The organism is Streptomyces sp. NPDC028722 (assembly GCF_040637655.1).
Classification (GTDB): domain Bacteria; phylum Actinomycetota; class Actinomycetes; order Streptomycetales; family Streptomycetaceae; genus Streptomyces.
This window is the reverse complement of record NZ_JBEZWU010000004.1, coordinates 420285-446738: the sequence shown is the minus strand read 5'-3', so window position 1 is coordinate 446738 and position 26454 is coordinate 420285. Positions and strand designations below refer to the sequence as shown.

Sequence of the window (26454 nt, the reverse complement as noted above, 5' to 3'; positions counted from 1 at the left end):
CCGGATCTGGAAGCACGGTAACGTGTGGAGGTGACCGGTACTAATAGGCCGAGGGCTTGTCCATTGATGCTCGCGTTCACTGTGTTGGTTCTGAGGCAACGACCGTTGCCGGTTTCTTGAGCAGAACACATAACAAAAAAGTGTGCTTGTTCGCTCGAAACCATTAGGGTTTCGGTGGTCATAGCGTGAGGGAAACGCCCGGTTACATATCGAACCCGGAAGCTAAGCCTCACAGCGCCGATGGTACTGCAGGGGGGACCCTGTGGGAGAGTAGGACGCCGCCGAACAATCTTTGGAGGACCCCTGGTCCCAGCGTTCAGCTGGGACCAGGGGTCCTTTCGTTTTTACTATGCTTGTGTACCGATGACAGGAGTCACCATGTCCACCAACTCTCCCGACGACCGACCGGAGCGCGACCAGCGGCGACGGGACAGTGGTGACCGGGGCGACCGCGGAGGCTTCCGGGGTGACCGCGGTGACCGCAGTGACCGCGGGGGGTTCCGCCGGGACAACGACCGCCGTGACAGCGGCCGTCGTGACGACCGTGCCGGCGCTCCCGGCCGGCGTGACGACAACCGCGGTGGCTTCCGCCGTGACGACCGCCGCGATGACCGGCGTGACGACCGCGACCGTAGCGAGCGCGGCGGCTTCCGTCGTGACGACCGGCGTGACGACAACCGCGGCGGCGGTTTCCGCCGTGAGGGTGACCGGACGTCGCGTCCGGCGTTCCAGCGTGACGACCGCCGTGAGGGCGACCGGGGTTCGCGTCCGGCGTTCCAGCGTGACGACCGCCGTGAAGGTGACCGGGGTTCGCGTCCGGCGTTCCAGCGCGACGACCGTGACCGTGGACCGCGTCGGGACGACCGTGGGGACCGCGGCTTCCGCCGTGACGACCGCGGCAGCGACCGTCCGTCGTACCGCCGTGACGACGACCGGGGCGGCGAGCGTGGCGGGGACCGGGGCGGCGACCGTCCCCCGTTCCGCCGCGACGACAACCGCGGTGGCTTCCGGGGCCGCGACGACCGCCGCGACGACAACCGCGCCGGCGGCTTCCGCCGCGACGACCGCCGTGACGACCGCCGTGGTGGCGGCTACGGCGAGCGTGGTGACCGTGGTGGTTACGCCGGCCGCCGTGACGACCGTCGTGAGGGTGACCGGACGTCGCGTCCGGCGTTCCAGCGTGACGACCGTCGTGAGGGTGACCGGGGTTCGCGTCCGGCGTTCCAGCGTGACGACCGTGACCGTGGACCGCGTCGGGACGACCGTGGGGACCGCGGCTTCCGCCGTGACGACCGCGGCAGCGACCGTCCGTCGTACCGCCGTGACGACGACCGGGGCGGCGAGCGTGGCGGGGACCGGGGCGGCGACCGTCCCCCGTTCCGCCGCGACGACAACCGCGGTGGCTTCCGGGGCCGCGACGACCGCCGCGACGACAACCGCGCCGGCGGCTTCCGCCGCGACGACAGTCGTGTCGAGCGACGCGACGACCGTCGTGGTGAGGACCGTGGTGGTTTCCGGGGTCGTGACGACCGTGGTGAGCGCGGCGGTTTCCGGCGCGACGACCGCCGGGACGACCGCGGTGGCCGTGGGCCGCACCGGGACGACCGCGGTGGCCGGCCCGGTGGCTTCCGGGGCCGTGACGACCGCCGGGACGACCACCGTGGTGGTGGCCGGTTCCGTGACGAGCGGGACCGGGACCGGGAGCCGATCAAGCGGCTGCCGATCCCGGAGGACGTCACCGGTGACGAGATCGACAAGGACGTCCGGCAGGAGCTTCAGAGCCTGCCCAAGACGCTCGCTGAGGACGTCGCCAAGAACCTGGTGATGGTCGCCCGGCTCCTCGACGAGGACCCCGAGGGCGCGTACGGCTACTCCAAGGTGGCCCTGCGTCTGGCGTCCCGCGTGGCCGCCGTACGGGAGGCCGCCGGGTTCGCGGCGTACGCCACCCAGAAGTACGCCGAGGCCCTCGGGGAGTTCCGGGCCGCCCGGCGGATGACCGGCACCGTGGAACTGTGGCCGGTCATGGCCGACTGCGAGCGCGGGCTCGGACGGCCGGAGAAGGCGCTGGACATGGCCGGCGCCCCGGAGGTGCACAAGCTGGACAAGGCCGGGCAGGTCGAGATGCGGCTCGTCGCCGCCGGCGCCCGCCGTGACATGGGGCAGCTGGACGCGGCCATCGTGACCCTCCAGAGCCCCGAGCTGGCCTCCCAGTCGGTGCAGCCCTGGACCGCTCGCCTGCGCTACGCGTACGCCGACGCGCTGCTGGCCGCCGGCCGGGAGCGCGAGGCACGCGACTGGTTCGCCAAGGCCGTCGAGGCCGACCGGGACAGCAGCACGGACGCCTCGGACCGACTGGCCGAGCTGGACGGCGTCGAGTTCGTCGACGCCCTGGCCGAGGATGAGTCCGAGCAGCCCGACGAGGTCGCTGAGTCCGTCGAGTCGGAGGAGACCGAGGAGGCCGACGAGGTTCAGGTGTCCGGCGAGCCCGCCGGGGCCGTCGAGCCCGCCGACGCCGAGGAGCCGGGCAAGCCCGTCGAGGCCGCGGAGGCCGAGGAGGTCGCCGACGCCAAGAAGGCTGAGGACGTCGCCTCCCCGGAGGCCGGTGACAAGGACTGACCCAGGTCGGTGACGAAGAGGGCAGGCTCCCCGGGGAGCCTGCCCTTTTTTTCGTGCCGTTTCCCTTTGCTGTGCCGTTGCTTGTGCCCGGTCAGATGTCCAGCGCGCGCAGTACCAGTCCCGAGGCCGGTTTCGGGCCGAACGACGTCGACTTGCGGGGCATCGTGACGCCCTGTCGGGCCAGGTCGCGGACGACCTCCTCGCGGACCGGGTGCATCAGGACGGCCGTACCGCCGTCGCGTTCCGCCTTCTCGACCGTCGCGGGCGTGTCGTGTATGTAGGCGATGTGCGCCGGGGAGTCCTCCGGGATCCGCCAGACGTGCTCCAGCAGGGTGGTGTGCAGGACCGTCGCGTCCAGGGAACGCCAGGCGGCCGGCCGGTCCGCCGGGATCGTCCGGGCCAGCAGGTCCGGATCCGGACGGTCCAGGAGGTGGAAGGCGCCGTCCCCGGCCAGCAGGAAGGCGTTGCCCTCGGAGGAGGCGTCGGCGAGCACCTCCAGGGCCTGCGGCAGCCGCAGGTCGAGGCGCTGTGTCCGGAACAGACCCGCCACGGCCGTCAGGGCGTCGGCGACCGGCAGGCCGTGCAGCAGCCGGTGGATGGCGCGCACCCGCAGCGGATAGCGGGCCGTGTCCACCAGGAGGACCAGGCCGTGGTCCCAGGGACTGGGGGAGGGGTGTTCGGCGCGCAGCCGCAGGTAGGTGGCCCAGCGGTGGTGGCCGTCGGCGATCAGGGCCTGCCGGCCGGCGAGGTCGGACCGGATGCGGGCGACGTCGCCGGGGTCGGTGACGGACCACAGCCGGTGGTGGAAGCCGTCCTCGGTGGTCGTGGCCAGCAGCGGCGGGCGGCCGGCCGTGCGTTCGACGACCTCGGCGGCGGTGCCGTCGCCCCGGTACGTCAGCAGCAGCGGCTCCAGGTTCGCGCGCGTGGCGCGCATCAGGGCGGCGCGGTCGGCGACCACGGGCGGCATGACGTCCTCGTGCGGAAGCACCACGCCCTCGGCGGGATCCGAGACGCGCAGGGTGCCGATGACCCCGCGCTGGAGCACGCCGTCGGTGTCCTGCTGCTCGTACACGTAGAGGCCGGGTTCCCGGTCCGCGGTGAGGATGCCCTCGTCCAGCCAGCGGCGGAGGGTGTCGGCCGCCTGCTCGGTGCGGGCGCTCGGGGTGCCGGCCTGGGGCAGGATCAGCCGGACGATGTTGTAGGGGTCGGCGGACTGGAGGTGGTGCAGGCCGTCGGGGCGCACGACGACGTCGTAGGGAGGGGACGTGACGGAGGCGAGGCTGCCGACCCGGTCGGGGTCGTAACGGAGACCTCGGAACGGTGTGAGTTCCAGGCCTCGGCGCGCCGTTGCCTCCGAGTGACCTGCTGTCTTCATCCCGGCATCGTACGTGGGGCCGGCGGCGTGCGGGATGATCGGGGGAAAGGCGAACGAACGAGGAGCGATGCGAAATGAGCCAAGGTGTCAGGACGAGGCCCGAGGGCAGTGAGCGGCCCCTGAACGAGGCGTACGACACGGCGCTCCTCGATCTGGACGGCGTGGTGTACGCGGGCGGGAACGCGATCGCGCACGCGGTCGACTCGCTGGCCGCGGCCCGCGAGGGCGGTATGCGTCTCGCCTACGTCACCAACAACGCGCTGCGGACCCCGGACGCCGTGGCCGGGCACCTCACGGAGCTGGGGATACCGACGGGTGCCGGTGATGTCATCACCTCCGCGCAGGCCGTCGCACGGCTGATCGCCGAGCAGGTGCCGGCCGGGGCGCGGGTGCTGGTGATCGGCGGGGAGGGGCTGCGGGTGGCGCTGCGTGAGCGCGGCCTGGTGCCGGTGGAGTCGGCGGACGACGACCCGGCGGCGGTCGTGCAGGGGTACGGCGGGCCCGATCTGCCCTGGGGGCGGTTCGCGGAGGCGTCGTACGCGGTCAGCCGCGGGGTGCCGTGGTTCGCGTCCAACACCGATCTGACGATCCCGAGCGGGCGGGGCATCGCGCCGGGCAACGGGGCGGCCGTGGAGGTCGTGCGCATCGCGACCGGCGCCGAGCCGCAGGTGGCGGGCAAGCCGCTGCCCCCGATGCACCGGGAGACGATCATCCGGACCGGTGCCGAGCGCCCGCTGGTCGTCGGGGACCGGCTGGACACGGACATCGAGGGCGCGTTCCACGGCGGGGTCGACTCGCTGCTGGTGCTGACCGGCGTCACCGACGCGCCGCAGCTGCTCGCCGCGCCGCCGCGGCACCGGCCGACGTTCGTGGACGCCGATCTGCGCGGGCTGCTCACCGGGCAGCCGGAGGTCGCCGCGGACGGTGACGGTTTCCGCTGCGGTGGCTGGACGGCGACCGCCGGGTCCGATCGGCTGGCGCTGGAGGGCGACGGGGAGGCGCTGGACGGGCTGCGGGCGCTGTGCGCGGCGGCGTGGACGGCGGCCGGGGACGGCGCGTGCGAGCTGGACGGGGGCAAGGCGCTCGACCGGCTGGGGTGGTGAGGCCGCTGTTCCGGAAGGCGGCTGGAGTTCCGTCTTCCGGGGGGTGCGCCGTCACCGGGGATCGAGATCACGGAAAGGGTAGGCTACCCTAACCTGGTGTTGGTCGACAGTCCTCCGGAACAGCGCGCGGAAGCCACGGCCGCGCCCCCGACCCGCCGAGTGGCAAGGGCCGTTGGGCTCCTGCTCTCGGTCGTGCTCCTGGCGCTCGTCGCCCTGGCGAGCATCGCGACCGGGGCGAAGGCACTGTCCCCGGAACAGGTCTGGCACGGCCTCTTCCACGCCTCGGGGACCTACGGGGACGTCGTCGTGGACGACCGGCTCGCGCGCACGGTCCTCGGGCTCCTGGTGGGCGCCGCGCTCGGTCTGTCCGGTGCGGTGCTCCAGGCGCTGACCCGCAATCCGCTGGCCGACCCCGGGCTGCTCGGCATCAACGCGGGTGCCTCCGCCGCCGTCGTCACGGCCCTCACCTACTGCGGCGTCACCAGCCTGAGCGGCTATGTGTGGTTCGCGTTCCTCGGCGCGGCGGCGGTCGGCGCGCTGGTGTGGTTCCTCGGCGGCAGCCGGGGCGCCACCCCGGTGCGGCTCGCGCTCGCCGGTACGGCGATCAGCGCCGCTCTCTACGGCTATCTCCAGGCCGTGATGATCACGGACGGCGCGGCGCTGGCCAAGATGCGCTTCTGGACGGTGGGTTCACTGGCCTCGGCCACCGACTCGACCATCCTCCAGGTGCTGCCGTTCCTCGCGGCCGGCACCGTCCTCGCGCTCGCCCTGGCCCGGCCGCTGAACGCCGTCGAGATGGGCGACGACACCGCCCGGGCGCTCGGCGCGAACCTCGACCGCACCCGCGCCCTGGCCATGCTGTCCGCCGTGGTGCTGTGCGGTGCGGCGACCGCCGCCTGCGGCCCTATCGTCTTCGTCGGCCTGATGGTCCCGCACGTGGTGCGTTCCTTCACCGGCCCCGACCTGCGCTGGGTCCTGCCGTACGCCACGGTGTCGTCGCCCGTGCTGCTGCTCGGCGCCGATGTCCTCGGGCGGGTCGTGGCCCGGCCCTCCGAGGTCCAGGTCGGCATCGTGACCGCGGTCGTCGGAGGCCCGGTCTTCATCTTTCTCGTACGACGGCGGAGGACGGCCCAGCTGTGAAGACCCACTCCAGGAGCCGTGCCGTCCGTATGCCCGGCGGGCTGTCCCTGCGGCTGGACCCGCGTGCCCTGACGGTCGTCGTGCTGGTGCTGGCCGCCGCGCTGGCCGCCGGGATCGCGCTGATCGGCACCGGCGAGGCGAGGATCCCGGTGGCCGACGTGCTCAGGACGCTCGCCGGGAACGGCACCGCCTACCAGGAATTCATCGTCGACGAACTGCGGCTGCCGCGGGTCCTCGTCGGCCTGCTGGTCGGCGCGTCGCTGGGGCTCGGCGGCGCCCTGTTCCAGGCCGTGTCCCGCAACCCGCTCGGCAGTCCCGACGTGCTCGGCCTGTCGCAGGGATCGACGGCCGGCGCGCTCGTGGTGATCGTGCTGATGTCCGGCGGCGCCGCCCAGGTCACCGCCGGCGCGCTGATCGGGGGCCTGGTGACCGGTCTCGCCATCTATCTGCTCGCCTGGAAGCAGGGTGTGCACGGATACCGGCTGGTTCTGGTCGGCATCGGTGTCAACGCGCTCGTCACCGCGGTCAACGGCTACCTGCTCACCAAGGCCGACCTGGTCGACGCGGCCCGCGCGGTGGTGTGGATGACCGGCTCGCTCGACGGCCGTGACTGGGACCAGGTCCGGCCGCTCCTGGCGGTGTGCGCCGTCCTCGTCCCGCTGGTCCTCGTCAACGCGCGCGGCCTGCGGATGATGGAGATGGGCGACGACGTCGCGAACGCGCTCGGTGTGGGCGTGCAGCGCGTCCGGCTCCTGCTGATGGTCTGCGCCGTCCTGCTCACCGCCACCGCCACCGCCGCCGCGGGTCCCGTCGGTTTCGTCGCGCTCACCGCACCGCAGCTCGCCCGGCGCCTGACCCGCTCGCCGGGGCCGAACCTGGTGCCCTCCCTCTGCATGGGTGCCGCCCTGCTGGTCGCCGCCGACTGGGCCTCCCAGCGCCTGTTCGGCGCCGACCAACTGCCCGTCGGCGTCGTCACGGGCGTCCTCGGCGGCGGCTATCTGCTGTGGCTGCTGGTCGCCGAGCGCCGGGCGGGCCGGATATGAGCGGCGCCTCCCCGAACACCCCTAGGAGCACTGTGAACCGCCTGTCCGCCGAGAACGTCACCCTCGCCTACGACCAGCGCGTCATCGCGGACCAGCTGTCGGTGGAGATCCCCGACCACTCCTTCACGGTGATCGTCGGCCCGAACGCGTGCGGCAAGTCGACGCTGCTGCGGGCGCTGTCCCGGATGCTCAGGCCGAGCCGGGGCCGGGTGCTGCTGGACGGGGAGGCCATCCGGTCGATGCCCGCCAAGAAGGTGGCGCGGACCCTCGGTCTGCTGCCGCAGTCGTCCGTCGCGCCCGACGGGATCACCGTCGCCGACCTCGTCGGCCGGGGCCGCTACCCGCACCAGGGCCTGCTGCGCCAGTGGTCCGCGCAGGACGAGCGGGTCGTCCAGGAGTCGATGCGGCAGACCGGGGTCGACGGGCTGGCCGACCGGTACGTGGACGAGCTGTCCGGCGGACAGCGCCAGCGCGTGTGGATCGCCATGGCGCTGGCCCAGGAGACCCCGCTGCTGCTGCTGGACGAGCCGACCACCTACCTCGACATCCAGCACCAGATCGACGTCCTCGACCTGTGCGCCGAGCTGCACGAGACGCGGGGCCGCACCCTGGTCGCCGTCCTGCACGACCTGAACCACGCCGCCCGCTACGCCACCCATCTGATCGCCCTGCGCGGCGGCGAGGTGGTCGCCGAGGGCGCACCGGGCGACATCGTCACGGCGGAGCTGGTCGAGGAGGTCTTCGGGCTGCGCTGTCAGGTCATCGACGACCCCGAGACCGGCACCCCGCTGGTGGTGCCGGCCGCCCGGAAGGCGCGGGCGCGGCGGGTCACAGCAGCTTCCTGAGCCGGAACAGGTCCAGCAGGCTCGCCTCCAGCCGCACCCGGCCCGAGCCCCAGGCGGTCGCGAAGTTCAGCCCGCCGCCCACCAGGGCCACCAGGTCGTCACCGGCCATGGCGAGCCGGATCTGCGCCCGTTCGCGCGGTTCCCCCGGCCGGGTCGCGTCGACCTCGATCCGGCCGCCCGTCAGCCGGCCCGCGAAGGTGACGTCGAGATCGGTGATGTGGCAGCTCACCGAGCGGTCCAGGGCGGCGGCGGCACGGACCTCGCCGCCGGCCCCCTGCATGTTGTCCGAAAGCTTGCCCAGTGCGGCGCGGCACTCCTCGATCGTGGCCATCGCCACCGACGGTACCCCAGCGGTTCGGGGTAGCGTCTGGGCATGAGCGAGTCCGTGTCCGAGGCCGGGACCGCCGCCGCGGCGGAGCCCGCGTACGACCCCGCCGCCCCCGCCCCCCTGAACATCCCGCGCACCCCCACCGGCGACGCCGGGGTCGACGCCCTGCTGGAACGGCTGGCCGACGCCGGCCACCTCGCCACCGACGGACACACCGAGGTGTACGAGGATGTGCACCGGGGGCTGCGCGACGCGCTCACCGCGCTCGACGCCCGCCCGGGACCCCCGGTTCCGGACCGTCACCCGACCGCCGCCCCCCGGTGAGACCCTCCGGGTCGCATCCCCCGACCGCCGTACGAATAGCAGGAGCTGAACCGAACGTGGCAGGAGTCGCACGCCGCCGTCTCGACGCGGAGCTGGTCCGCCGGAAGCTCGCCCGCTCGCGCGAGCACGCCGGCCAGCTGATCGCCGCCGGCCGGGTCACCGTCGGCAGGACCGTGGCGACCAAGCCGGCCACCCAGGTGGAGGCCGCGGCGGCGATCGTGGTCCGGGCCGACGACAGCGACCCGGACTACGTGTCCCGGGGCGGGCACAAGCTCGCCGGCGCGCTCGCCGCCTTCGTGCCGCAGGGCCTCGCCGTCGAGGGCCGGCGCGCGCTGGACGCCGGCGCGTCCACCGGCGGCTTCACCGATGTCCTGCTGCGCGCGGGCGCCGCCCACGTCGTCGCGGTGGACGTCGGCTACGGGCAGCTCGCCTGGAGTCTGCGCAACGATGAACGCGTCACCGTCAAGGACCGTACGAACGTACGCGAGTTGACGCTTGAGGCGATCGATGGGGAACCGGTGGATCTAGTCGTGGGCGATCTGTCCTTCATCCCGCTCGGGCTGGTCCTGCCCGCTCTGAAGCGGTGCGTGACGCCGGACGCCGACCTGGTGATGATGGTCAAGCCGCAGTTCGAGGTGGGGAAGGAACGGCTCGGCAGCGGAGGTGTCGTACGGAGTCCGCAACTGCGGGCGGACGCCGTGCGGGGAGTGGCCCAAAAGGCCTGGGAGCTGGGACTCGGGGTGCGTGGCGTCACCGCGAGCCCGCTGCCCGGGCCCTCGGGGAACGTGGAGTACTTTCTCTGGCTGCGGGCGGGAGCACCCCAGGTGGACCCGGCCGACGTCGACCGTGCAGTGGCGGAGGGGCCCCGGTGACACAGAACCTGGCGCGTACTGTCTTCCTGCTCGCCCACACCGGGCGGCCCGCGGCGATCCGCAGCGCGGAACTCGTCGTCAAGGGCCTGCTCCGGCACGGCATCGGGGTGCGGGTACTGGAGGAGGAGGCCCGCGACCTGCCGCTCCCCGACGAGGTGGGGCTCGTCAAGGAGGCCACCCCGCAGTGCCTCGACGGGTGCGAGCTGCTGATCGTGCTCGGCGGTGACGGCACGCTGCTGCGCGGCGCCGAGTTCGCGCGCGCCTCCGGGGTGCCGATGCTCGGCGTCAACCTCGGGCGCGTCGGCTTCCTCGCCGAGGCAGAACGCGACGACCTGGACCGGGTGGTGGACCGGGTGGTGGCACGGTCCTACGAGGTCGAGGAGCGGATGACCGTCGACGTCGTCGTGCACCGCAACGGGGACATCGTGCACACCGACTGGGCGCTGAACGAGGCGGCCGTGCAGAAGGCCGGCGCCGAGAAGCTGCTGGAAGTCGTGCTGGAGATCGACGGGCGGCCGGTGACGGGGTTCGGGTGCGACGGGGTCGTCCTGTCCACGCCGACCGGGTCCACCGCGTACGCGTTCTCCGCCGGCGGCCCGGTGGTGTGGCCCGAGGTGGAGGCGCTGCTGATGGTGCCGATCAGCGCGCACGCCCTGTTCGCCAAGCCGCTGGTCACCTCGCCGGACTCGGTGCTGGCGGTGGAGGTCCTGCCGCACGTCCCGCCCGGCGTCCTGTGGTGCGACGGACGGCGGACCGTCGAGCTGCCGCCGGGGGCGCGGGTGGAGGTGCGGCGGGGGGCCGTGCCGGTGCGGCTCGCCCGGTTGCACCACTCGTCGTTCACGGACCGGATCGTGGCGAAGTTCGCGCTGCCCACCACCGGATGGCGGGGAGCGCCGCACTAGCGGATCGTGGGGCCCGGCGCGGCCTCCGGCGGGTGCGGGTGCTTCGTGGCTCGCCGCGCGGTTCGCCGCGCCCCGTCGGCGGGACCACTCGCCGGGGTGACACGGGCGGGCCATGTGCGCTCCCCGCCCCGGACCTCGTATGGTCTGTTCCGTGTTGGAGGAGATGCGGATACGGTCACTCGGGGTCATCGACGATGCTGTGGTCGAGCTGTCACCGGGGTTCACCGCTGTCACCGGTGAGACGGGTGCGGGCAAGACCATGGTGGTCACGAGCCTGGGGCTGCTGCTCGGCGGCCGGGCGGACCCGGCGCTGGTGCGGATCGGCGCCGAGAAGGCCGTCGTCGAGGGGCGGATCGCCGTACCCGCCGACGCCGCCGCCGTCGTCCGGGCCGAGGAGGCCGGTGCCGAGCTGGACGACGGGGCCCTGCTCATCACCCGTACCGTCTCCGCCGAGGGCCGCTCCCGCGCGCATCTGGGCGGACGCAGCGTGCCCGTCGGGCTGCTCGCCGAGCTGGCCGACGACCTGGTGGCCGTGCACGGGCAGACCGACCAGCAGGGGCTGCTGAAGCTGTCCCGGCAGCGGCAGGCCCTGGACCGGTACGCGGGCGATGCCGTCGCCGTGCCGCTCGCCGCCTACACGGAGGCGTACCGGCGGCTGCGGGCCGTCTCCGCCGAGCTGGAGGAGATCACCACCCGCGCCCGTGAGCGGGCGCAGGAAGCCGACCTGCTGCGCTACGGGCTGGACGAGATCGCCGCCGTGGAGCCGCGGCCCGGGGAGGACGCGGAGCTGGCCGAGGAGGCGGAGCGGCTCGGGCACGCCGAGGCACTGGCGTCCGCCGCGACGGTCGCGCACGCCGCTCTCGCGGGCAACCCGGAGGACCCGGAGGGGATCGACGCCTCGACCCTCGTCGCAGGCGCCCACCGGGCGCTGGAGGCCGTACGCTCCCACGATCCGGCGCTGGCCGCGCTCGCCGACCGGGCCGGGGAGATCGGGATCCTGCTCGGCGACGTGGCGGGCGAGCTGGCCGGATACGCCGACGACCTGGACGCCGATCCGCTGCGGCTGGCCGCCGTGGAGGAACGGCGGGCCGCGCTCACCGCACTGACCCGCAAGTACGGCGAGGACGTCGACGCCGTCCTCGCCTGGGCCGAGCAGAGCGCCGCGCGCCTCACCGAGCTGGACGGCGACGACGAGCGGACCGGCGAGCTGACCGCCGAGCGGGACGCCCTGCGCGCCGAGCTGGGCGGGCTGGCGCAGGCGCTGACCGACGCGCGCGCCGAGGCCGCCGAGCGGTTCGCCGCCGCGGTGACCGCCGAGCTGGCCTCGCTGGCGATGCCCCACGCGCGCGTGTCCTTCGACATCCGGCAGACCGAGGACCCCGAGGGCGTCGAGGTCGGCGGCCGTACGGTCGCCTACGGGCCGTCGGGCGCCGACGAGGTCGAACTGCTCCTCGCCCCGCACCCCGGCGCCCCGCCCCGGCCCATCGCCAAGGGCGCGTCCGGCGGTGAGCTGTCCCGGGTGATGCTGGCCGTGGAGGTCGTGTTCGCGGGCACCGACCCCGTCCCGACGTACCTCTTCGACGAGGTCGACGCCGGGGTCGGCGGCAAGGCCGCGGTCGAGATCGGCCGGCGCCTGGCGAAGCTCGCCCGGACCGCGCAGGTCGTCGTGGTCACCCACCTGCCGCAGGTCGCCGCGTTCGCCGACCGGCAACTGCTGGTGGAGAAGACCGACGACGGGTCGGTCACCCGCTCCGGCGTGAAGGTCCTGGAGGGCGAGGACCGCATCCGCGAGCTGTCGCGGATGCTGGCGGGCCAGGAGGACTCCGAGACGGCCCGGGCGCACGCCGAGGAACTCCTGGCGACGGCCAGGGCCGCCCTCTGAGCCGGCGTCTTCGCCGGTGATCGGGGTGGCGGTTTGGGGATGGCATCGGGGCCCGTGCGGGCGTGCTGCCGGTGCCGGCCAGGGCGGACGTGTGGGACGGCGTCTTCGCCGGTGATCGGGGTGGCGGTTTGGGGATGGCATCCGGGCTCCTGCGGGCGTGCTGCCGGTGCCGCCAGGGCCGAGGTGTGGGACGGCGTCCTGGTCGGTGATCGGGGCGGTGACGCCGGGACGGCCCGGGCGCACGCGGAGGAGCCCGGCGACGGACCGGGCCGATCTACCGGACGGCGTCTTCGCCGGTGACTAGGGTGGCGGGATGATCAGCGTGACGCGGCCGTCCCGCGTCTTCCTCCTCGCCGCCGGACTCACCCGGGCCGGCCAGGCCCTGCTGCGCGCGCGGGCGCCCGGCGGGCGGGAGCGCTGGGAGCGGACGAACCACGCCGGGCGCACCGTCGGGCTGTACGCCGGTCCCGCCGCGGCCCTCGGAGCGGCCCTCGCCGCGGCCCGGGTGCGTCCCGGGGCCGGATTCGCCGTTCTCGCCGCCGGGGCGTGCGGGGCGTACGACGACGTGGCCGGGGACCACCGGCGCGGCTTCCGCGCCCACCTGGGGGCGCTGCGCGGCGGCGAGGTCACCAGCGGCGCCGTGAAGCTGTTCGGGATCTCTGCCGCCGGGCTGGCCGCGGGAGCCCTGCTGAAGGAACACCCGCTCGACCGGCTGCTCGCCGGGATCGCCGTCGCGGGCACCGCCCACCTGGTCAACCTCGTCGACGTGCGGCCCGGACGCGCCGCCGGCGCGGTGCTCCTGCTCGGCGCGCCGGCGGCGGTGCGCGCGGGGGCCGGCGGGCAGCTGGCCGCCGGTGCGCTGGGGGCGGCCGCGGCCGTGCTGCCGGAGGACCTGGCGGAGCGGACGATGCTCGGGGACACGGGGGCGCACGCTCTCGGTGCCGCGCTGGGGGCGGCCGTGGCGGCGGGAAACCGGCGCGCGGGGCTGCTCGCCCACGCGGTCGTGGTGGTGGCGGCGGCCCGGTACGGGGACCGGGTGAGCGCGTGGGCGCGCGCCGTGGGCGGCTGACCTCACCGTATGCCGGGTCCGCCGTTCGGCCATGGCGGAATTCCCCTCCTCCGTGTGGGTGATGTGCTCCGGCGCATTGCCCCGGCCCGCCGCGCGGTGCGCCCTCCCGGCTGTCCCTGAACAGCCGTACGCCCTGGCATGCTTGACGGGGAAAGGGGGGCGGGCGGCGGGTCCGGACCGTCCGCGCGGGAGGCGCGCGGGGTGCGCCCTTCCGGCCCCCTGAGCCCGTTACCTTCTGTACGTTTCCTCGTACCGCCCATGCGAACCAGGAGCTTCCGCCACGTGACCCCCGTGAGCAGCAACGCACCGCACGGCCAGTCGCCGCTGCGCACCGTGCAGGTGCTCGGCGGAGGCAACGCCGGCAGCAGCGCGCACGTGCGGTCCCTGGCCCAGGGGCTCGTGGCGCGGGGCGTACGGGTCACCGTGTGCGCCCCCGTCGAGGCCGAACGCGCCTACGACTTCACCGGAGCCGGCGCCGAACACGTGCACGTACCGCGCAGCAGCGACCCGGTCTCCGTGGCCGCGCTCCGGACGGCCTGCGCCCACGCCGACCTGGTGCACGCGCACGGTCTGCACGCCTCCTTCCGGACCGTGCTCGCACTCAGCGGACGCGGCACCCCGCTGGTGGTCACCTGGCACGGCCGCACCCGTGCCGAGGGCCCGCGGGCACAACTGCTGCGGGTGCTCGAGCGGCGGGTCGTGCGGACCGCGGCCGTGGTCCTCGGCACCAGCTCCGACCTGGTCGGCCTGGCCCGCCGGTGCGGTGCGCGCGACGCCCGGCTCGCGGCCGTCGCCCTGCCGGACCGGCGCCGGCCCGGTCACCCGGCGGACCTGGACGACCCCGAGCTGCTCCCGCCCAAGACCCGGGCCGAACTCGGCGCCACCGGACGCCCGTTGCTCATCGCCGTCGGTTCCCTGGACCGGCAGCGCGGCTACGACGTCCTGCTCGACGCGGCACGGGCCTGGCGGGACCTCGACCCCGTCCCGCTGGTGGTGATCGCGGGCGAGGGGCCGCTGCGTCCGGTGCTCCAGCGGCGCATCGAGGACGAGGAACTGCCGGTGCGGCTCATCGGACGCCGGGACGACGTGCCCTCACTGCTCGCCGCCGCCGATCTGGCGCTGCTGACGAGCAGTGAGGAGTCACGGTCCGTCCTCGCCCAGGAGGCGCTGCACGCGCGCGTGCCGCTCGTAGCGACCCGCGTCGGCGGCATCCCGGACCTCGTCGGCGACGCGGCGGCCCTCGTTCCCTACGGCGACGCGGACGCCCTGGCCGGCACCGTCGTACGGCTGCTGGGGGACCCGGGGTGGTGCGCGCGGCTGCGCGAGCGCGGGGTGCGGCAGGCGGCGACGTGGCCGACGGAGGACGAGACCGTCGCCCAGGTGCTCAGCGTCTACGACGAGTTGACCCAGCCCCGGCCCCTGGCCTGACCGGCGGCGGGGCCAGGCCCTCTCGGTCGGATCAGGGCGGATCCGAGCGGAAGACCCTACGGCACGTGGCGGCGGGCTCGCAGGGCCAGGCTCAGGGCCAGGACCGTTTGCGGGTCGTCGAGGTCGGTGCCCAGCAACTCACCGATCCGGGCGAGCCGGTTGTAGAGGGTCTGCCGGTTGAGGTGCAGCTCGCGGGCCGTCTCCGCCTTCCGGCCGGCGTGCGCCAGATAGGTCTCCAGGGTGGGCAGCAGCGGCGGCCGGGAGCGGTGGTCGTGCTCGCGCAGCGGGCCGATCGCGCGGTCGACGAACGCCGCCAGATCCGGGTGTTCGCGCAGCCGCCACAGCAGGAGGTCGATGTCGAGGCGGCGGGCGTCGTACCAGGGCCGGTCGCTCAGGCCCTGCGCCGCGGTCGCCGTCTCCGCCGCGTGCCGCAGCCCCGCCGACGCGGCCGCCCAGCCACCGGCCACGCCGACGACGACCACCGGGGGAGGGGAGCCCGGCCGACGCATCCCGGCCCGCTCCACACCCGCCCGCAGCGCCGCCGCCACCCGGTCCGCGACCGCCGCCCGCTCCGACTCCGAGCGCAGCCCCAGCAGCACCGGTACCCGTCCCTCCACCGGCCGCACCCCCAGCAGCACCGGTACGCCCACCGCGGCCAGCTCCTCCGAGACGGCCCGCGCCAGCACCGCCCAGCCCCCGCCGGGCGAGAGGGTGTCCCCGACGCGCATGACGACGGGCAGCAGCGGACTGTCGCCGGGCTTGAAGCCGAGGACCCGGGCCTGCGCGGGCGCGTCCTCCGCCGCGATCCGGCCCTCGGCGAGGTCGGTGAGGAAGTCGCCGCGCCCGCGCGCCGCCAGCTCCTCCTCCTGCCGGGCCTGCATCAGCACCACGGCCAGGATGCCCGCGGCCCGCTCGGCGGCGATCCGGTGCACCGGGGTCAGCGGCGCCCGTACCGGCAGCAGGACGAGACGGGCGCGCACCGAACCCGTCGTTCCGGGTCCGCCGCCGGGCACGTCCACCAGGACCGAACCGGAGGGCGGCGGGGCATCCTTGTGCGGGCCGCGCAGTCCCTCCCACACCTGGAGCGGGTCCGCGCCCTCGGGTCCGGACCCGGCGGCGTACAGCAGGCGGCCGTCGGCGGTCTCCAGGAACACCGGGTTGCCGCCGAAGTCGGCCAGGATGCCCAGCACCTGCGGCACCCCGCCGCCGCCCAGCAGGGCCTCCGTGCACCGCCGGTGCACCTCCTCCGCCCGCTGGAGCAGCGCGTAGTGATGGTTGACGATCTCGGTGTGGATCTCCTCGGTCACCGTCACGAACGGCACCTCGCGGTGCAGCTGGACCAGGGGCAGGCCGGCCGTCCGGGCGGTGTCCACCAGGGCGGCGGGCAGCCGGGCGAACCGCGGGCCCAGCTCCACCACCAGGGCGGCGATCCCGCGCTCGGCGAGGGTGCGAACGAAGGCCCGCTGCTCGGCCGGGCGGGTGCCCACGCCGTAACCGGTGGTGAGCAGCAGCTCGCCGCCCTTGAGCAGCGAGGCGATGTTCGGCACCTCGCCGGCGTGCACCCAGCGCACGGTACGGCCGAGCCGGTCGGCGCCCGCCAGGATCTCCGGCAGCCCGCTGCGCAGGCCGGGCAGCTCCAGCGCCCGCTGCACGGTGATGCCGGCGCCCTGGGTGTCGAAACGGTGGTCCGTACGGCTGTCCATGCAGCGGACGCTACCTGCGCAAACGGCCCGATGACAGGTCCGCCGGCCGGCTACACGGGCCTGATGTTGTGGTTGAAGCGGAACACGTTGTCGGGGTCGTACCGCCGCTTCACCTTCTCCAGGCGCAGGATGTTGCCGACGCCCAGGCCCGCCCGGACCCGCTCGGGTCCCTCGTCGCCGACGAAGTTGAGGTGGACGGCGCCCGTGGTCCACGGCCGCAGGCCGGCGCGCACGTCCCGCACCCAGCCGATCGCCCGCTCGTCGCCGGCCGGCTCCGCCCAGACGGCGAACGGGTGCGCGGCCCAGGGCGCGTCCCGGTACGGCAGCGGGTACTCGCGCGGGCCGGCGGCGATCGCCCCGCCCTGCGGGAACAGGAGGTGCCGGCAGCCGGCCGGCACCGGCAGGCCGTCCGCGCGGGCGCAGATGACGTCCACCACCTCGTCCGGCAGCCCGGTCAGGCACTCCGCCGACCAGTGGTGGCGCAGCCCGGACGGGACATCCAGCATGCACTGCACGTCGGCGTACGGCATGTCACCGGCCAGCTCCACCTCGTGCGGCAGCGCGAGCAGCGGCCCGGCGAGTTTGCGCAGGTCGTCCTCGCCGCCCGCGTACGTCAGCAGCACCCCGCACAGCGGCGTGCCCACCAGCCGCTCCGGCACGAACTCCGCGGGCGGGCCGGCCCCGTACAGCACCGCGCCGCCCAGCTCGTCGGGCCCGTCGGCGATGACCTCCCGGAAGGTGCGGACCGCGTCGGGGCCGGACTCGGGGAGGTACAGCAGCAGGACGACGGAGAACTCCGGCAGCTCGTGCAGCCGCAGGGTGAGCGCGGTGGCGACGCCGAAGTTGCCGCCCCCGCCGTGCAGCGCCCAGAACAGCTCGGGGTTCTCGTCGGCGCCGGCGTGCACCCGCTCGGCGTCGGCGGTCACCAGCTCGACCCCGAGGAGGTTGTCGGCGGCGAGACCGAAGGCACGGTCCAGCCAGCCGGTGCCGCCGCCGAGGACGAGTCCGCCGACGCCGGTGGTGGAGACCCGCCCGCCGGTGGTGGCGAGACCGTACGGTTCGGTGGCCCGGTCCAGATGGCTCATCGTGGCGCCGCCCTCGATCCGGACCGCCCCGGCCGCCGGGTCGACACTCACCTCGTGCATCCGGCGCAGGTCCACCACGAGGGCCCCGTCGCCGAGCGCCGTACCGGCCACGCCGTGCCCGCCGCCGCGCACCGCGATCGGCAGATCCAGCTCCCGGCCGAAGCGCACCGCCCGCACCACGTCGGTGGCGTCCGCGCACTGGGCGATCACGGCCGGCCGCCGGTCGGTCCTCGCGTCGAGGACCGTACGGGCCTCGTCGTAACCCGGGTCGGCCGGGGCGAGCACCGCGCCGACCAGATCGTCGCGCAGCGCGTCCAGGGCCGCGCCCGCCTTCGAGAGGGGAGCCATGGCCGCCCCCTTCCGCAACAGGGGCTGTCGTCCGCTTCCAGCCTAGGCCGTCCCGTCGGACTCGACGGCCCCTGTCCTCCGGTCGCGTTCAGCCGCCGTACGCCCCCGAGGCGGTCAGGCGCAGGGCCGTGTCGATCAGCGGGACATGGCTGAAGGCCTGCGGGAAGTTGCCGACCTGGCGCTTCAGGCGCGGGTCCCACTCCTCGGCGAGCAGACCGAGGTCGTTGCGCAGGGAGAGGAGCTTCTCGAACAGCCTGCGGGCCTCGTCCACCCGGCCGATCATCGCCAGGTCGTCCGCCATCCAGAACGAGCAGGCCAGGAAGGCGCCCTCGTCACCCGGCAGGCCGTCGACGCCCGTGTTGTCGCCCTCCGTCGGATAGCGCAGGATGAACCCGTCGGCGGTGGACAGCTCCCGCTGGATCGCCTCGATCGTGCCGATCACCCGCTTGTCGTCCGGCGGCAGGAAGCCCATCTGCGGGATCAGCAGCAGCGAGGCGTCCAGCTCACGGGAGCCGTAGGACTGGGTGAAGGTGTTGCGCTCCTGGTCGTAGCCCTTCTCGCAGACGTCCCGGTGGATGTCGTCGCGCAGTTCCTTCCAGCGCTCCAGCGGGCCGTCCGCGTCACCGGACTCGATCAGCTTGATGGTGCGGTCCACCGCGACCCAGGCCATCACCTTGGAGTGCACGAAGTGCCGGCGTGGGCCGCGCACCTCCCAGATGCCCTCGTCCGGCTCCTGCCAGTGGTCCTCCAGGTAGCGGATCAGCTTCAGCTGGAGCAGCGAGGCGTAGTCGTTGCGGGCCAGGCCCGTCATGTGGCCCAGGTGCAGGGCCTCGGTGACCTCGCCGTACACATCCAGCTGGAGCTGGTGCGCGGCGCCGTTGCCGACCCGGACCGGGGCCGAGTTCTCGTAGCCCGGCAGCCAGTCCAGCTCGGCCTCGCCCAGTTCCCGCTCACCGGCGATGCCGTACATGATCTGGAGGTTCTCCGGGTCGCCGGCCACCGCCCGCAGCAGCCACTCGCGCCAGGCGCGGGCCTCCTCGCGGTAGCCGGTGCGCAGCAGCGAGGAGAGGGTGATCGCCGCGTCACGCAGCCAGGTGTAGCGGTAGTCCCAGTTGCGCACGCCGCCGATGTCCTCGGGCAGGGAGGTGGTGGGCGCCGCGACGATGCCGCCCGTGGGCGCGTACGTCAGCGCCTTGAGGGTGATCAGCGAGCGGACCACGGCCTCGCGGTACGGCCCGTGGTACGTACAGTGCTCGACCCACTCGCGCCAGAACGTCTCCGTCGCCTCCAGCGACTGCTCCGGCTCCGGCAGCGGCGGCGGCTGCTTGTGGGAGGGCTCCCAGGAGATCGTGAAGGCGATCCGGTCACCCGGGGCGACCGTGAAGTCCGCGTACGTGGTCAGCGCCTTGCCGTAGGTCTCGACCTCCGTGTCGAACCACACGGAGTCCGGTCCGGCGACGGCGACCGTGCGGCCCTCGTGCTTGTGCACCCACGGCACCACACGGCCGTAGGAGAACCGCATCCGCAGGGCGGAGCGCATCGGCACCCGGCCGGTGACGCCCTCCACGATCCGGATCAGCTGGGGGGCGCCGTCTCGCGGCGGCATGAAATCGGTCACGCGTACCGTGCCGCGCGGGGTGTCCCACTCGGACTCCAGGATCAGCGAGTCGCCGCGGTAGCCGCGCCGGGCCGCCGTGGGCGGCTCGGCGTCGGCCGCGTGCGCCGGGCCGAGCCGCCAGAAGCCGTGTTCCTCGGTGCCCAGGAGGCCGGCGAAGATGGCATGCGAGTCGAAGCGGGGCAGGCACAGCCAGTCCACCGTGCCGTCCCGGCAGACCAGTGCCGCGGTCTGCATGTCTCCGATGAGTGCGTAGTCTTCGATGCGCCCGGCCACGTGCAACTCCAGTCGAACGGCCACGTCACCCCCGCGCAGGGGGATATCGCTTAGTGCGGTCAAGGGGGTCGTTGTTGTGCGTCGTTGAGCGGTGAAGCAAAGCAGCCCGCCGAGCCCTGAGGCAATACGACAGTCTTTGCTCAACGAACTGCCGCGCTCTCGTTGTTCCGGGGTGATGCAGCGGGGGTGTGCCGTCTTTTCCGGCCGGGCTCGGCAGCGAGTGTCCGAGCAGGATACGACGCACCTGGATGATCCGCGCGCCGCTCCGGACAACCAGTGTGGGCCGAACGGGTGACCGGCGGTAAGAACTGTCCGTAGTGACGTACGTGACGGAGCGGCCTGTGCCCGGGTGTGCGCGGAGGGTGCCCGGGAGCCATCCCGTCCGGGCGCTGATACGCTGGTAGCCCGTGGAGCGGTGGGCGACGAACCCCCGAACCGCAGCGACGGCACCCCGGGCCCTTCCCGTCCGGCAGCCGCCCCGCATCACAGACAGCGACCACGGGAGCCCCCTCTTGGCCATGCCCTCCAAATCCACGACGACCAAGCACATCTTCGTCACCGGGGGTGTCGCCTCCTCGCTCGGCAAGGGGCTGACGGCCTCCAGCCTGGGCATGCTGCTCAAGGCTCGCGGCCTGCGTGTCGTGATGCAGAAGCTCGACCCGTACCTGAACGTCGACCCGGGCACGATGAACCCCTTCCAGCACGGTGAGGTGTTCGTCACGAACGACGGCGCCGAGACCGACCTGGACATCGGCCACTACGAGCGCTTCCTCGACCGTGACCTGGACGGCAGCGCCAACGTCACCACCGGCCAGGTCTACAACACGGTGATCGCCAAGGAGCGCCGCGGCGAGTACCTGGGCGACACCGTCCAGGTCATCCCGCACATCACCAACGAGATCAAGCACCGCATCCGCCGCATGGCGACCGACGAGGTCGACGTCGTCATCACCGAGGTCGGCGGCACCGTCGGCGACATCGAGTCGCTGCCGTTCCTGGAGACCGTCCGCCAGGTCCGCCACGAGGTCGGCCGGGACAACGTCTTCGTCGTGCACATCTCGCTCCTGCCGTACATCGGCCCCTCGGGCGAGCTGAAGACCAAGCCGACCCAGCACTCGGTCGCGGCCCTGCGGAACATCGGTATCCAGCCGGACGCCATCGTGCTGCGCTCCGACCGCGAGGTCCCGACGGCCATCAAGCGCAAGATCTCGCTGATGTGCGACGTCGACGAGGACGCGGTGGTCGCGTGCCCCGACGCCCGCTCGATCTACGACATCCCGAAGACCGTGCACGGCGAGGGCCTGGACGCCTACGTCGTCCGTAAGCTGGACCTGCCGTTCCGCGACGTGGACTGGACGACCTGGGACGACCTGCTCGACCGCGTGCACCGGCCCGACCACGAGATCACCCTCGCGCTGGTCGGCAAGTACATCGACCTGCCCGACGCCTACCTCTCGGTCACCGAGGCGCTGCGGGCCGGCGGGTTCGCCCACCGCGCCCGGGTGAAGATCAAGTGGGTGACCTCGGACGACTGCAAGACCCCGGCCGGCGCCCAGGCCCAGCTCGGTGACGTCGACGGCATCTGCATCCCCGGCGGCTTCGGCGACCGCGGTGTGCTCGGCAAGGTCGGTGCCATCCGCTTCGCCCGCGAGAACCGGATCCCGCTGCTCGGCCTGTGCCTGGGCCTCCAGTGCATCGTGATCGAGGCGGCCCGCAACCTGGCCGGGATCCCGGACGCCAACTCCACCGAGTTCGACCCGGCCACCGGCCACCCGGTCATCTCCACCATGGCCGAGCAGATGGACATCGTCGCCGGTGAGGGCGACATGGGCGGGACGATGCGGCTGGGCATGTACCCGGCCAAGCTCGCCGAGGACTCCATCGTGCGCGAGGTGTACGACGGCCGGGAGTACGTCGAGGAGCGCCACCGCCACCGCTACGAGGTGAACAACGCCTACCGCGCGGAGCTGGAGAAGAAGGCCGGCATCCTGTTCTCCGGCACCTCCCCGGACGGCAAGCTCGTCGAGTACGTGGAGTACCCGCGGGAGGTCCATCCCTACCTGGTCGCCACCCAGGCGCACCCGGAGCTGCGCTCGCGCCCGACCCGCCCGCACCCGCTCTTCGCCGGCCTCGTGAAGGCGGCCGTCGAGCGCCAGCAGGGCTGAGACGCGCGGAAGATCGCTGAGCAGGACACCGGTTGTACGGTGGCCGGGGTGCCCACCTTCGACAGGTGGGCACCCCGGTTTTCTCTGTGCGCACGTCGGAAGGACAGGGTATGACGATCAAGGACACCCCCGAGGAGTGGGAGATCCGGGCGACGGACACCCCTTTCGTGGGCGGCAAGACCTCCGTCCGCACGGACGACGTGGTCATGCCCGACGGCTCGGTGGCCGGCCGTGACTACCAGGTCCACCCCGGCTCGGTCGCCGTCCTCGCCCTGGACGACGAGGACCGGGTCCTGCTCATCAACCAGTACCGGCACCCGGTCCGGCACCGGCTGTGGGAGATCCCGGCCGGCCTGCTGGACGTGCCCGGCGAGAACCCGCTGCACGCCGCCCAGCGGGAGCTGTACGAGGAGGCGCACGTCAAGGCCGGTGACTGGCGGGTGCTGACCGACGTCTACACCACCCCCGGCGGGTGCGACGAGGCCGTACGGATCTTCCTCGCCCGGAACCTGTCCGAGGCCGATCAGCAGCGCTTCGCGGCGGAGCACGAGGAGACCGACATGGAGCACGCGCGCGTGCCGGTCGAGGAACTGGTGCGCAGGGTGCTGGCCGGGGACGTGCACAACAACTGCCTCGTCGTCGGGGTCCTCTCCCTGGTGGCGGCCCGCGGCGGGGACGGGCTGGACGCGCTGCGCCCGGCCGACGCCCCGTGGCCCGCGCGTCCCTTCACCTCCTGAGCCGTCATCCGTCCGGCGCAGTGGTGTGACGATCGCCTGATCCGATCGGGCGATCCGTCCGCCGCGCTCCTCCCGGGAGGTAGCAGAGCGTGAACTAGGCTCTGCAAAACGCCCGTACCGGAAGACACCGGCGGGCTTTGCGCGTGCGGTGGGACGGGAGCGTGGCCCGTGACGGATCAGGCGGTGGACACAGGCGAGGTGCGGCCGGCCGCGCGCCCGGTCACGCGGGACCGTTTCCTGGGCCGCGCACGCGAGCTGAAGGAACTGCGCGCCGACATCGAGCGCGCGGGCCTGGACACGCTCTCCGGCCGCAAGGCCCCTCGCGCGCGCGTGCTCCTCATCGCGGGCCGCCCCGGCTCGGGCCGCACCAGCCTCGCCGAGGAACTCGTCCGCCAGGTCGCCGGCCGCTACCCCGACGGGGTGCTGCGGGCCCGGCTGAGCGAACCCGACGGCACGCCGGTGCCCGTCGAACGGGCCGCCCGCGACCTGCTCGGCGCCCTGGGTCTGCCCGCACCGGCCGGGGCCGCCGAGGACGACCTCACCGCGGCCCTGCGCGGCGCCCTCGCCGGCCGGCGCATGCTGCTCCTGCTGGACGACGCCGCCGGTGCCGACCAGGTCGACGCGCTGCTCCCGGACGCCCCGGACTGCCTGGCGGTGGCCGTCTCCGGCGGCCCGCTCACCGGCATCGCCGACGTCCGCCCCTGCACGCTCGGCGGGCTGGACACCAAGTCCGCCGTGGAGCTGCTCACCCGCTACGCCGGCACGGTCCGCGTCACCGTCGACCCCCGCTCCGCGGAGAGTCTGGCCGAGGCCTGCCAAGGACACCCGGCCGCGCTCGTCCTGGCCGGCGGCTGGCTGGCGGCCAGGCCCCAGGCCGCCGTCGCCGACCTCGCCAAGCGGATGCACGCGGACAGTGACGACGGCGGCGACGGCGCGGACGCCGGCCCGACGGCCCGTGTCCTGCGGCTCGTGTACGAACAGCTGCCCGGTCAGGGCGCCCGGATACTGCCCCTGCTCAGCCTCGCCCCGGCCGGCCTGGTCGACCCCCACACCGCCTCCTCCCTGGCCGGCTGCTCGGTCGACGCCGCCCGCGCCGTCCTGGAGGACTTCGTCGCCCTCGGCCTGCTGCGCGCGGTGGACTCCCCGCTGCCCCAGTACGACGTCCCCGGCTGGCTGCACCCGTTGCTGCGCGTTCTCGCCGCCGGCCAGGAGCGGCCCGCGGAGCTCCAGCTGGCCCGGGCCCGGATGCTGGAGCGGACGGTGCGGCTGCTGCACTCCTGCCGGGTCATCACCGAGACGGACAGCCCGCAGGCCCGGGAGAAGCTGAGCGCCATGCCCCGGGAGGTGCGCTTCCCCACCCCGCGGGCGGCGGCCGACTGGCTGCGTATCCGGCGGCCCGCCCTGCTGGCGTCCGCCCGGCTCGCGGTGGCCGACGGAGAGCTGGACACCCTGGCGAGGCGGCTGCTGTCCCAGCTGGTCAGGGCCATCGCGGCGCATGTCGGCACCCAGGCCGCCGCGCCCGACCTGTACGGCGTCCACGGCCTGGTCCTCGATGTCGCCGAGCGGCGCGGGCTGCCCCGGGAGAAGGCGGCGGCCCTGCTGAATCTGGGCGATCTGGACGCGCAGACCGGCCGTACCCGGGACGCCCTGGTGCGCTACCGGGCGGCCCTGGAGGCCGGCCGCGAGGCGAACGACCCGTACGCGACCGGCCGCGCGATGGAATCCGTAGGCGGGGCGTACCAGGAGGTGGGCGACTACGACCGGGCCGCGGACTGGTTCGGCCGGGCCCTGGCCGAGCGGCTGGCCCGGGGGGAGCGCCCGGAGGCCGCCCGGCTCTACGGCCGGATCGCCACCACCCACACCTACGCCGGCCGGTACGGCGAGGCGCTGCGGAACTGGCGGGCCGCGCTCGCCGGCTACCGCAGGAGCGGTGATGTCGCCGCGAGCGCAAGGGCGTTGAGCGAGATCGCCCGGGTGCAGGAGTACGCGGGGCGGCCCGAGGAGTCGCTGCGCACCTGCCAGGAGGCCGTGGACTGGGCCCGGCGCGCCGAGGACGTCCGGTTGCACGCCGCGCTGGAGCTGCGGCTGGCGGACACCCTGGACCGGATCGGCGACCCGGCGGCGGCCCGCCTGCACCGCGCCGCGGCGGAGCGCATGCTGGTCGAGGAGCCGCCCGAGGACGGCACAGGCCAGGAAAAGGACGCGGACGCCTGCGAAATCCGCAGCTCATCCGACGAAGATTGATGTAATGAAAGGCTAGACAGCCGGAACGCCTTCATTAGACTGGCTCTGCCGCTCGTTCTCCTGCGGTGTCTCCCGGTGTGCCCTGCATGCCTGGGTATGTCATGCAATGCACCCCCCATACCCTCTGAGCCAAGGACCGTGATCGACGTGAAGGTCGGCATCCCCCGCGAGGTCAAGAACAACGAGTTCCGGGTGGCCATCACCCCCGCCGGCGTGCACGAGCTGGTGCGCAACGGCCACCAGGTCGTCATCGAGCGGGGCGCCGGCCTCGGCTCCTCCATCACGGACCAGGAGTACGTCTCCGCCGGTGCCGCGATCCTCGACACCGCCGACGAGGTGTGGGCCGCCGCCGACCTGCTGCTCAAGGTCAAGGAGCCGATCGCGGAGGAGTACCACCGCCTCCGCAAGGACCAGACGCTCTTCACCTACCTGCACCTGGCCGCCTCCAAGGAGTGCACGGACGCGCTGCTGGAGTCGGGCACCACGGCCATCGCCTACGAGACCGTCGAGCTGCCGGGCCGCGGCCTGCCGCTGCTCGCCCCGATGTCCGAGGTCGCGGGCCGCCTGGCCCCGCAGGTCGGTGCCTACCACCTGATGCGCGCGGCCGGCGGCCGTGGCGTGCTCCCCGGCGGCGTCCCGGGCGTGACCCCGGCCAAGGCCGTCGTCATCGGCGGCGGTGTCTCCGGCTGGAACGCCACCCAGATCGCCGTCGGCATGGGCTTCGACGTCACCCTGCTGGACCGCGACATCAACAAGCTCCGCGAGGCCGACCGGATCTTCGGCACGAAGGTCAAGGCGATCATGTCCAACTCCTTCGAGCTGGAGAAGGCCGTCCTCGACGCCGACCTGGTCATCGGCGCGGTCCTCATCCCGGGCGCCAAGGCCCCGAAGCTGGTCACCAACGAGCTGGTGTCCCGCATGAAGCCCGGAAGTGTTCTTGTCGACATCGCGATCGACCAGGGCGGCTGCTTCGAGGACTCCCGTCCCACCACGCACGCCGAGCCGACCTTCCAGGTCCACAACTCGGTCTTCTACTGCGTGGCCAACATGCCGGGCGCGGTGCCGAACACCTCCACCAACGCGCTCACCAACGCCACGCTGCCGTACATCGTCTCGCTCGCCAACAACGGCTGGGCCGAGGCGCTGCGCCGGGACGCCGCGCTCGCCAAGGGCCTCAACACCCATGACGGCAAGGTCGTCTACAAGGAGGTCGCCGAGGCCCACGGCCTGGACCACGTCGAGCTGACCGCCCTGCTCGGCTGACCCCTCCCGACCTGGCGGGTCACCAAGTCACCGCCAGGCAAAAGGCGATTCGTCAACACGACTCGTCAACCGCGCGCACCCGGCCGGACCT

At 73.7% G+C, this 26454-nt stretch carries 21 protein-coding genes, 1 rRNA gene and 1 pseudogene; 17 read left to right on the top strand and 6 right to left on the bottom strand.

Going from position 1 to position 26454, the window contains the following annotated elements; translation table 11 throughout:
* The coding region (locus AB0F03_RS09660) for a hypothetical protein (protein ID WP_361988209.1) at positions 1-182 on the bottom strand (182 nt) is incomplete at its 3' end.
* Between AB0F03_RS09660 and rrf the strand changes: the two genes are divergently transcribed.
* The 3 genes and pseudogenes from rrf (at position 171) to AB0F03_RS09645 (ending at position 2616) form a co-directional block, all read left to right on the top strand.
* Positions 171-287, top strand: a 5S ribosomal RNA gene (rrf, locus tag AB0F03_RS09655). The genes AB0F03_RS09660 and rrf overlap by 12 nt on opposite strands.
* Before the next feature lie 109 nt (positions 288-396).
* Positions 397-1671 (top strand): annotated as a pseudogene (locus AB0F03_RS09650) (hypothetical protein); the annotation flags it as partial.
* Positions 1672-1716: 45 nt separating this feature from the next.
* Positions 1717-2616 (top strand): hypothetical protein, encoded by a 900-nt coding sequence (locus tag AB0F03_RS09645; RefSeq protein WP_361988235.1) that lies wholly within the window; start codon positions 1717-1719, stop codon positions 2614-2616.
* Positions 2617-2707: 91 nt separating this feature from the next.
* On the opposite strand, the gene AB0F03_RS09640 is transcribed toward AB0F03_RS09645, so the two are convergent.
* A complete protein-coding gene (locus AB0F03_RS09640; RefSeq protein ID WP_361988207.1) occupies positions 2708-3991 on the bottom strand; it encodes a DUF1015 domain-containing protein in 1284 nt (427 codons plus the stop codon).
* A 74-nt stretch (positions 3992-4065) separates the two neighbouring features.
* Between AB0F03_RS09640 and AB0F03_RS09635 the strand changes: the two genes are divergently transcribed.
* From AB0F03_RS09635 to AB0F03_RS09620, 4 genes are all read left to right on the top strand, one after another.
* Positions 4066-5094: an HAD hydrolase-like protein gene (locus tag AB0F03_RS09635; protein WP_361988205.1), complete on the top strand. Its 1029-nt coding sequence runs from the start codon at positions 4066-4068 to the stop codon at positions 5092-5094.
* Between the two features lie 96 nt (positions 5095-5190).
* Positions 5191-6234: an iron ABC transporter permease gene (locus tag AB0F03_RS09630; protein WP_361988203.1), complete on the top strand. Its 1044-nt coding sequence runs from the start codon at positions 5191-5193 to the stop codon at positions 6232-6234.
* 29 nt (positions 6235-6263) lie between these two features.
* Complete coding sequence (locus AB0F03_RS09625; RefSeq protein WP_361988234.1) at positions 6264-7277, top strand: iron chelate uptake ABC transporter family permease subunit; 1014 nt, start codon at positions 6264-6266, stop codon at positions 7275-7277.
* A complete protein-coding gene (locus tag AB0F03_RS09620; RefSeq protein WP_361988201.1) occupies positions 7274-8122 on the top strand; it encodes an ABC transporter ATP-binding protein in 849 nt (282 codons plus the stop codon). The genes AB0F03_RS09625 and AB0F03_RS09620 overlap by 4 nt, the downstream gene beginning before the upstream one ends.
* On the opposite strand, the gene AB0F03_RS09615 is transcribed toward AB0F03_RS09620, so the two are convergent.
* Positions 8106-8453, bottom strand: a complete 348-nt coding sequence (locus AB0F03_RS09615; protein ID WP_361988199.1) for a sterol-binding protein — start codon at positions 8451-8453, stop codon at positions 8106-8108. The two genes, AB0F03_RS09620 and AB0F03_RS09615, sit on opposite strands and share 17 nt — an antisense overlap.
* Before the next feature lie 42 nt (positions 8454-8495).
* Here AB0F03_RS09615 and AB0F03_RS09610 point away from each other — a divergent pair, with 42 nt between their 5' ends.
* From AB0F03_RS09610 to AB0F03_RS09585, 6 genes are all read left to right on the top strand, one after another.
* A complete protein-coding gene (locus tag AB0F03_RS09610) occupies positions 8496-8774 on the top strand; it encodes a hypothetical protein (RefSeq protein WP_361988197.1) in 279 nt (92 codons plus the stop codon).
* A gap of 56 nt (positions 8775-8830) precedes the next feature.
* On the top strand, positions 8831-9646 hold the full coding sequence (locus AB0F03_RS09605; RefSeq protein ID WP_361988195.1) for a TlyA family RNA methyltransferase: 816 nt from the start codon (positions 8831-8833) through the stop codon (positions 9644-9646).
* Positions 9643-10548 (top strand): NAD kinase, encoded by a 906-nt coding sequence (locus AB0F03_RS09600; protein ID WP_121789511.1) that lies wholly within the window; start codon positions 9643-9645, stop codon positions 10546-10548. Before AB0F03_RS09605 ends, AB0F03_RS09600 begins: the two co-directional genes overlap by 4 nt.
* A gap of 139 nt (positions 10549-10687) precedes the next feature.
* A complete protein-coding gene (gene recN / locus AB0F03_RS09595; RefSeq protein ID WP_361988193.1) occupies positions 10688-12430 on the top strand; it encodes a DNA repair protein RecN in 1743 nt (580 codons plus the stop codon).
* 313 nt (positions 12431-12743) lie between these two features.
* Entirely contained in the window at positions 12744-13499 is a 756-nt protein-coding gene (locus tag AB0F03_RS09590) for a hypothetical protein (RefSeq protein ID WP_361988191.1), read from the top strand.
* A gap of 282 nt (positions 13500-13781) precedes the next feature.
* Entirely contained in the window at positions 13782-14927 is a 1146-nt protein-coding gene (locus AB0F03_RS09585) for a glycosyltransferase family 4 protein (protein WP_361988189.1), read from the top strand.
* A 56-nt stretch (positions 14928-14983) separates the two neighbouring features.
* Here AB0F03_RS09585 and AB0F03_RS09580 read toward each other — a convergent pair whose 3' ends face one another.
* The 3 genes from AB0F03_RS09580 to AB0F03_RS09570 form a co-directional block, all read right to left on the bottom strand.
* Entirely contained in the window at positions 14984-16630 is a 1647-nt protein-coding gene (locus AB0F03_RS09580) for a PucR family transcriptional regulator (protein ID WP_361988187.1), read from the bottom strand.
* A 50-nt stretch (positions 16631-16680) separates the two neighbouring features.
* Positions 16681-18063 carry an FAD-binding oxidoreductase gene (locus AB0F03_RS09575; RefSeq protein WP_361988185.1) on the bottom strand — a complete coding sequence of 461 codons (1383 nt, stop codon included), beginning with the start codon at positions 18061-18063 and terminating at the stop codon, positions 16681-16683.
* An 88-nt stretch (positions 18064-18151) separates the two neighbouring features.
* On the bottom strand, positions 18152-19954 hold the full coding sequence (locus AB0F03_RS09570) for a glycoside hydrolase family 15 protein (RefSeq protein ID WP_361988232.1): 1803 nt from the start codon (positions 19952-19954) through the stop codon (positions 18152-18154).
* 518 nt (positions 19955-20472) lie between these two features.
* On the opposite strand from AB0F03_RS09570, the gene AB0F03_RS09565 reads away from it, so the two are divergent.
* The 4 genes from AB0F03_RS09565 to ald all read left to right on the top strand — a co-directional run bounded on the left by AB0F03_RS09565 (position 20473) and on the right by ald (position 26363).
* Positions 20473-22119, top strand: a complete 1647-nt coding sequence (locus AB0F03_RS09565) for a CTP synthase (protein WP_361988183.1) — start codon at positions 20473-20475, stop codon at positions 22117-22119.
* A 110-nt stretch (positions 22120-22229) separates the two neighbouring features.
* On the top strand, positions 22230-22856 hold the full coding sequence (locus AB0F03_RS09560) for an NUDIX hydrolase (protein ID WP_361988181.1): 627 nt from the start codon (positions 22230-22232) through the stop codon (positions 22854-22856).
* A 168-nt stretch (positions 22857-23024) separates the two neighbouring features.
* On the top strand, positions 23025-25100 hold the full coding sequence (locus AB0F03_RS09555; protein WP_361988179.1) for a tetratricopeptide repeat protein: 2076 nt from the start codon (positions 23025-23027) through the stop codon (positions 25098-25100).
* A gap of 138 nt (positions 25101-25238) precedes the next feature.
* Positions 25239-26363, top strand: coding sequence for an alanine dehydrogenase (gene ald, locus AB0F03_RS09550; RefSeq protein ID WP_361988177.1), 1125 nt, complete (start codon positions 25239-25241; stop codon positions 26361-26363).
* Positions 26364-26454: the final 91 nt, after the last annotated feature.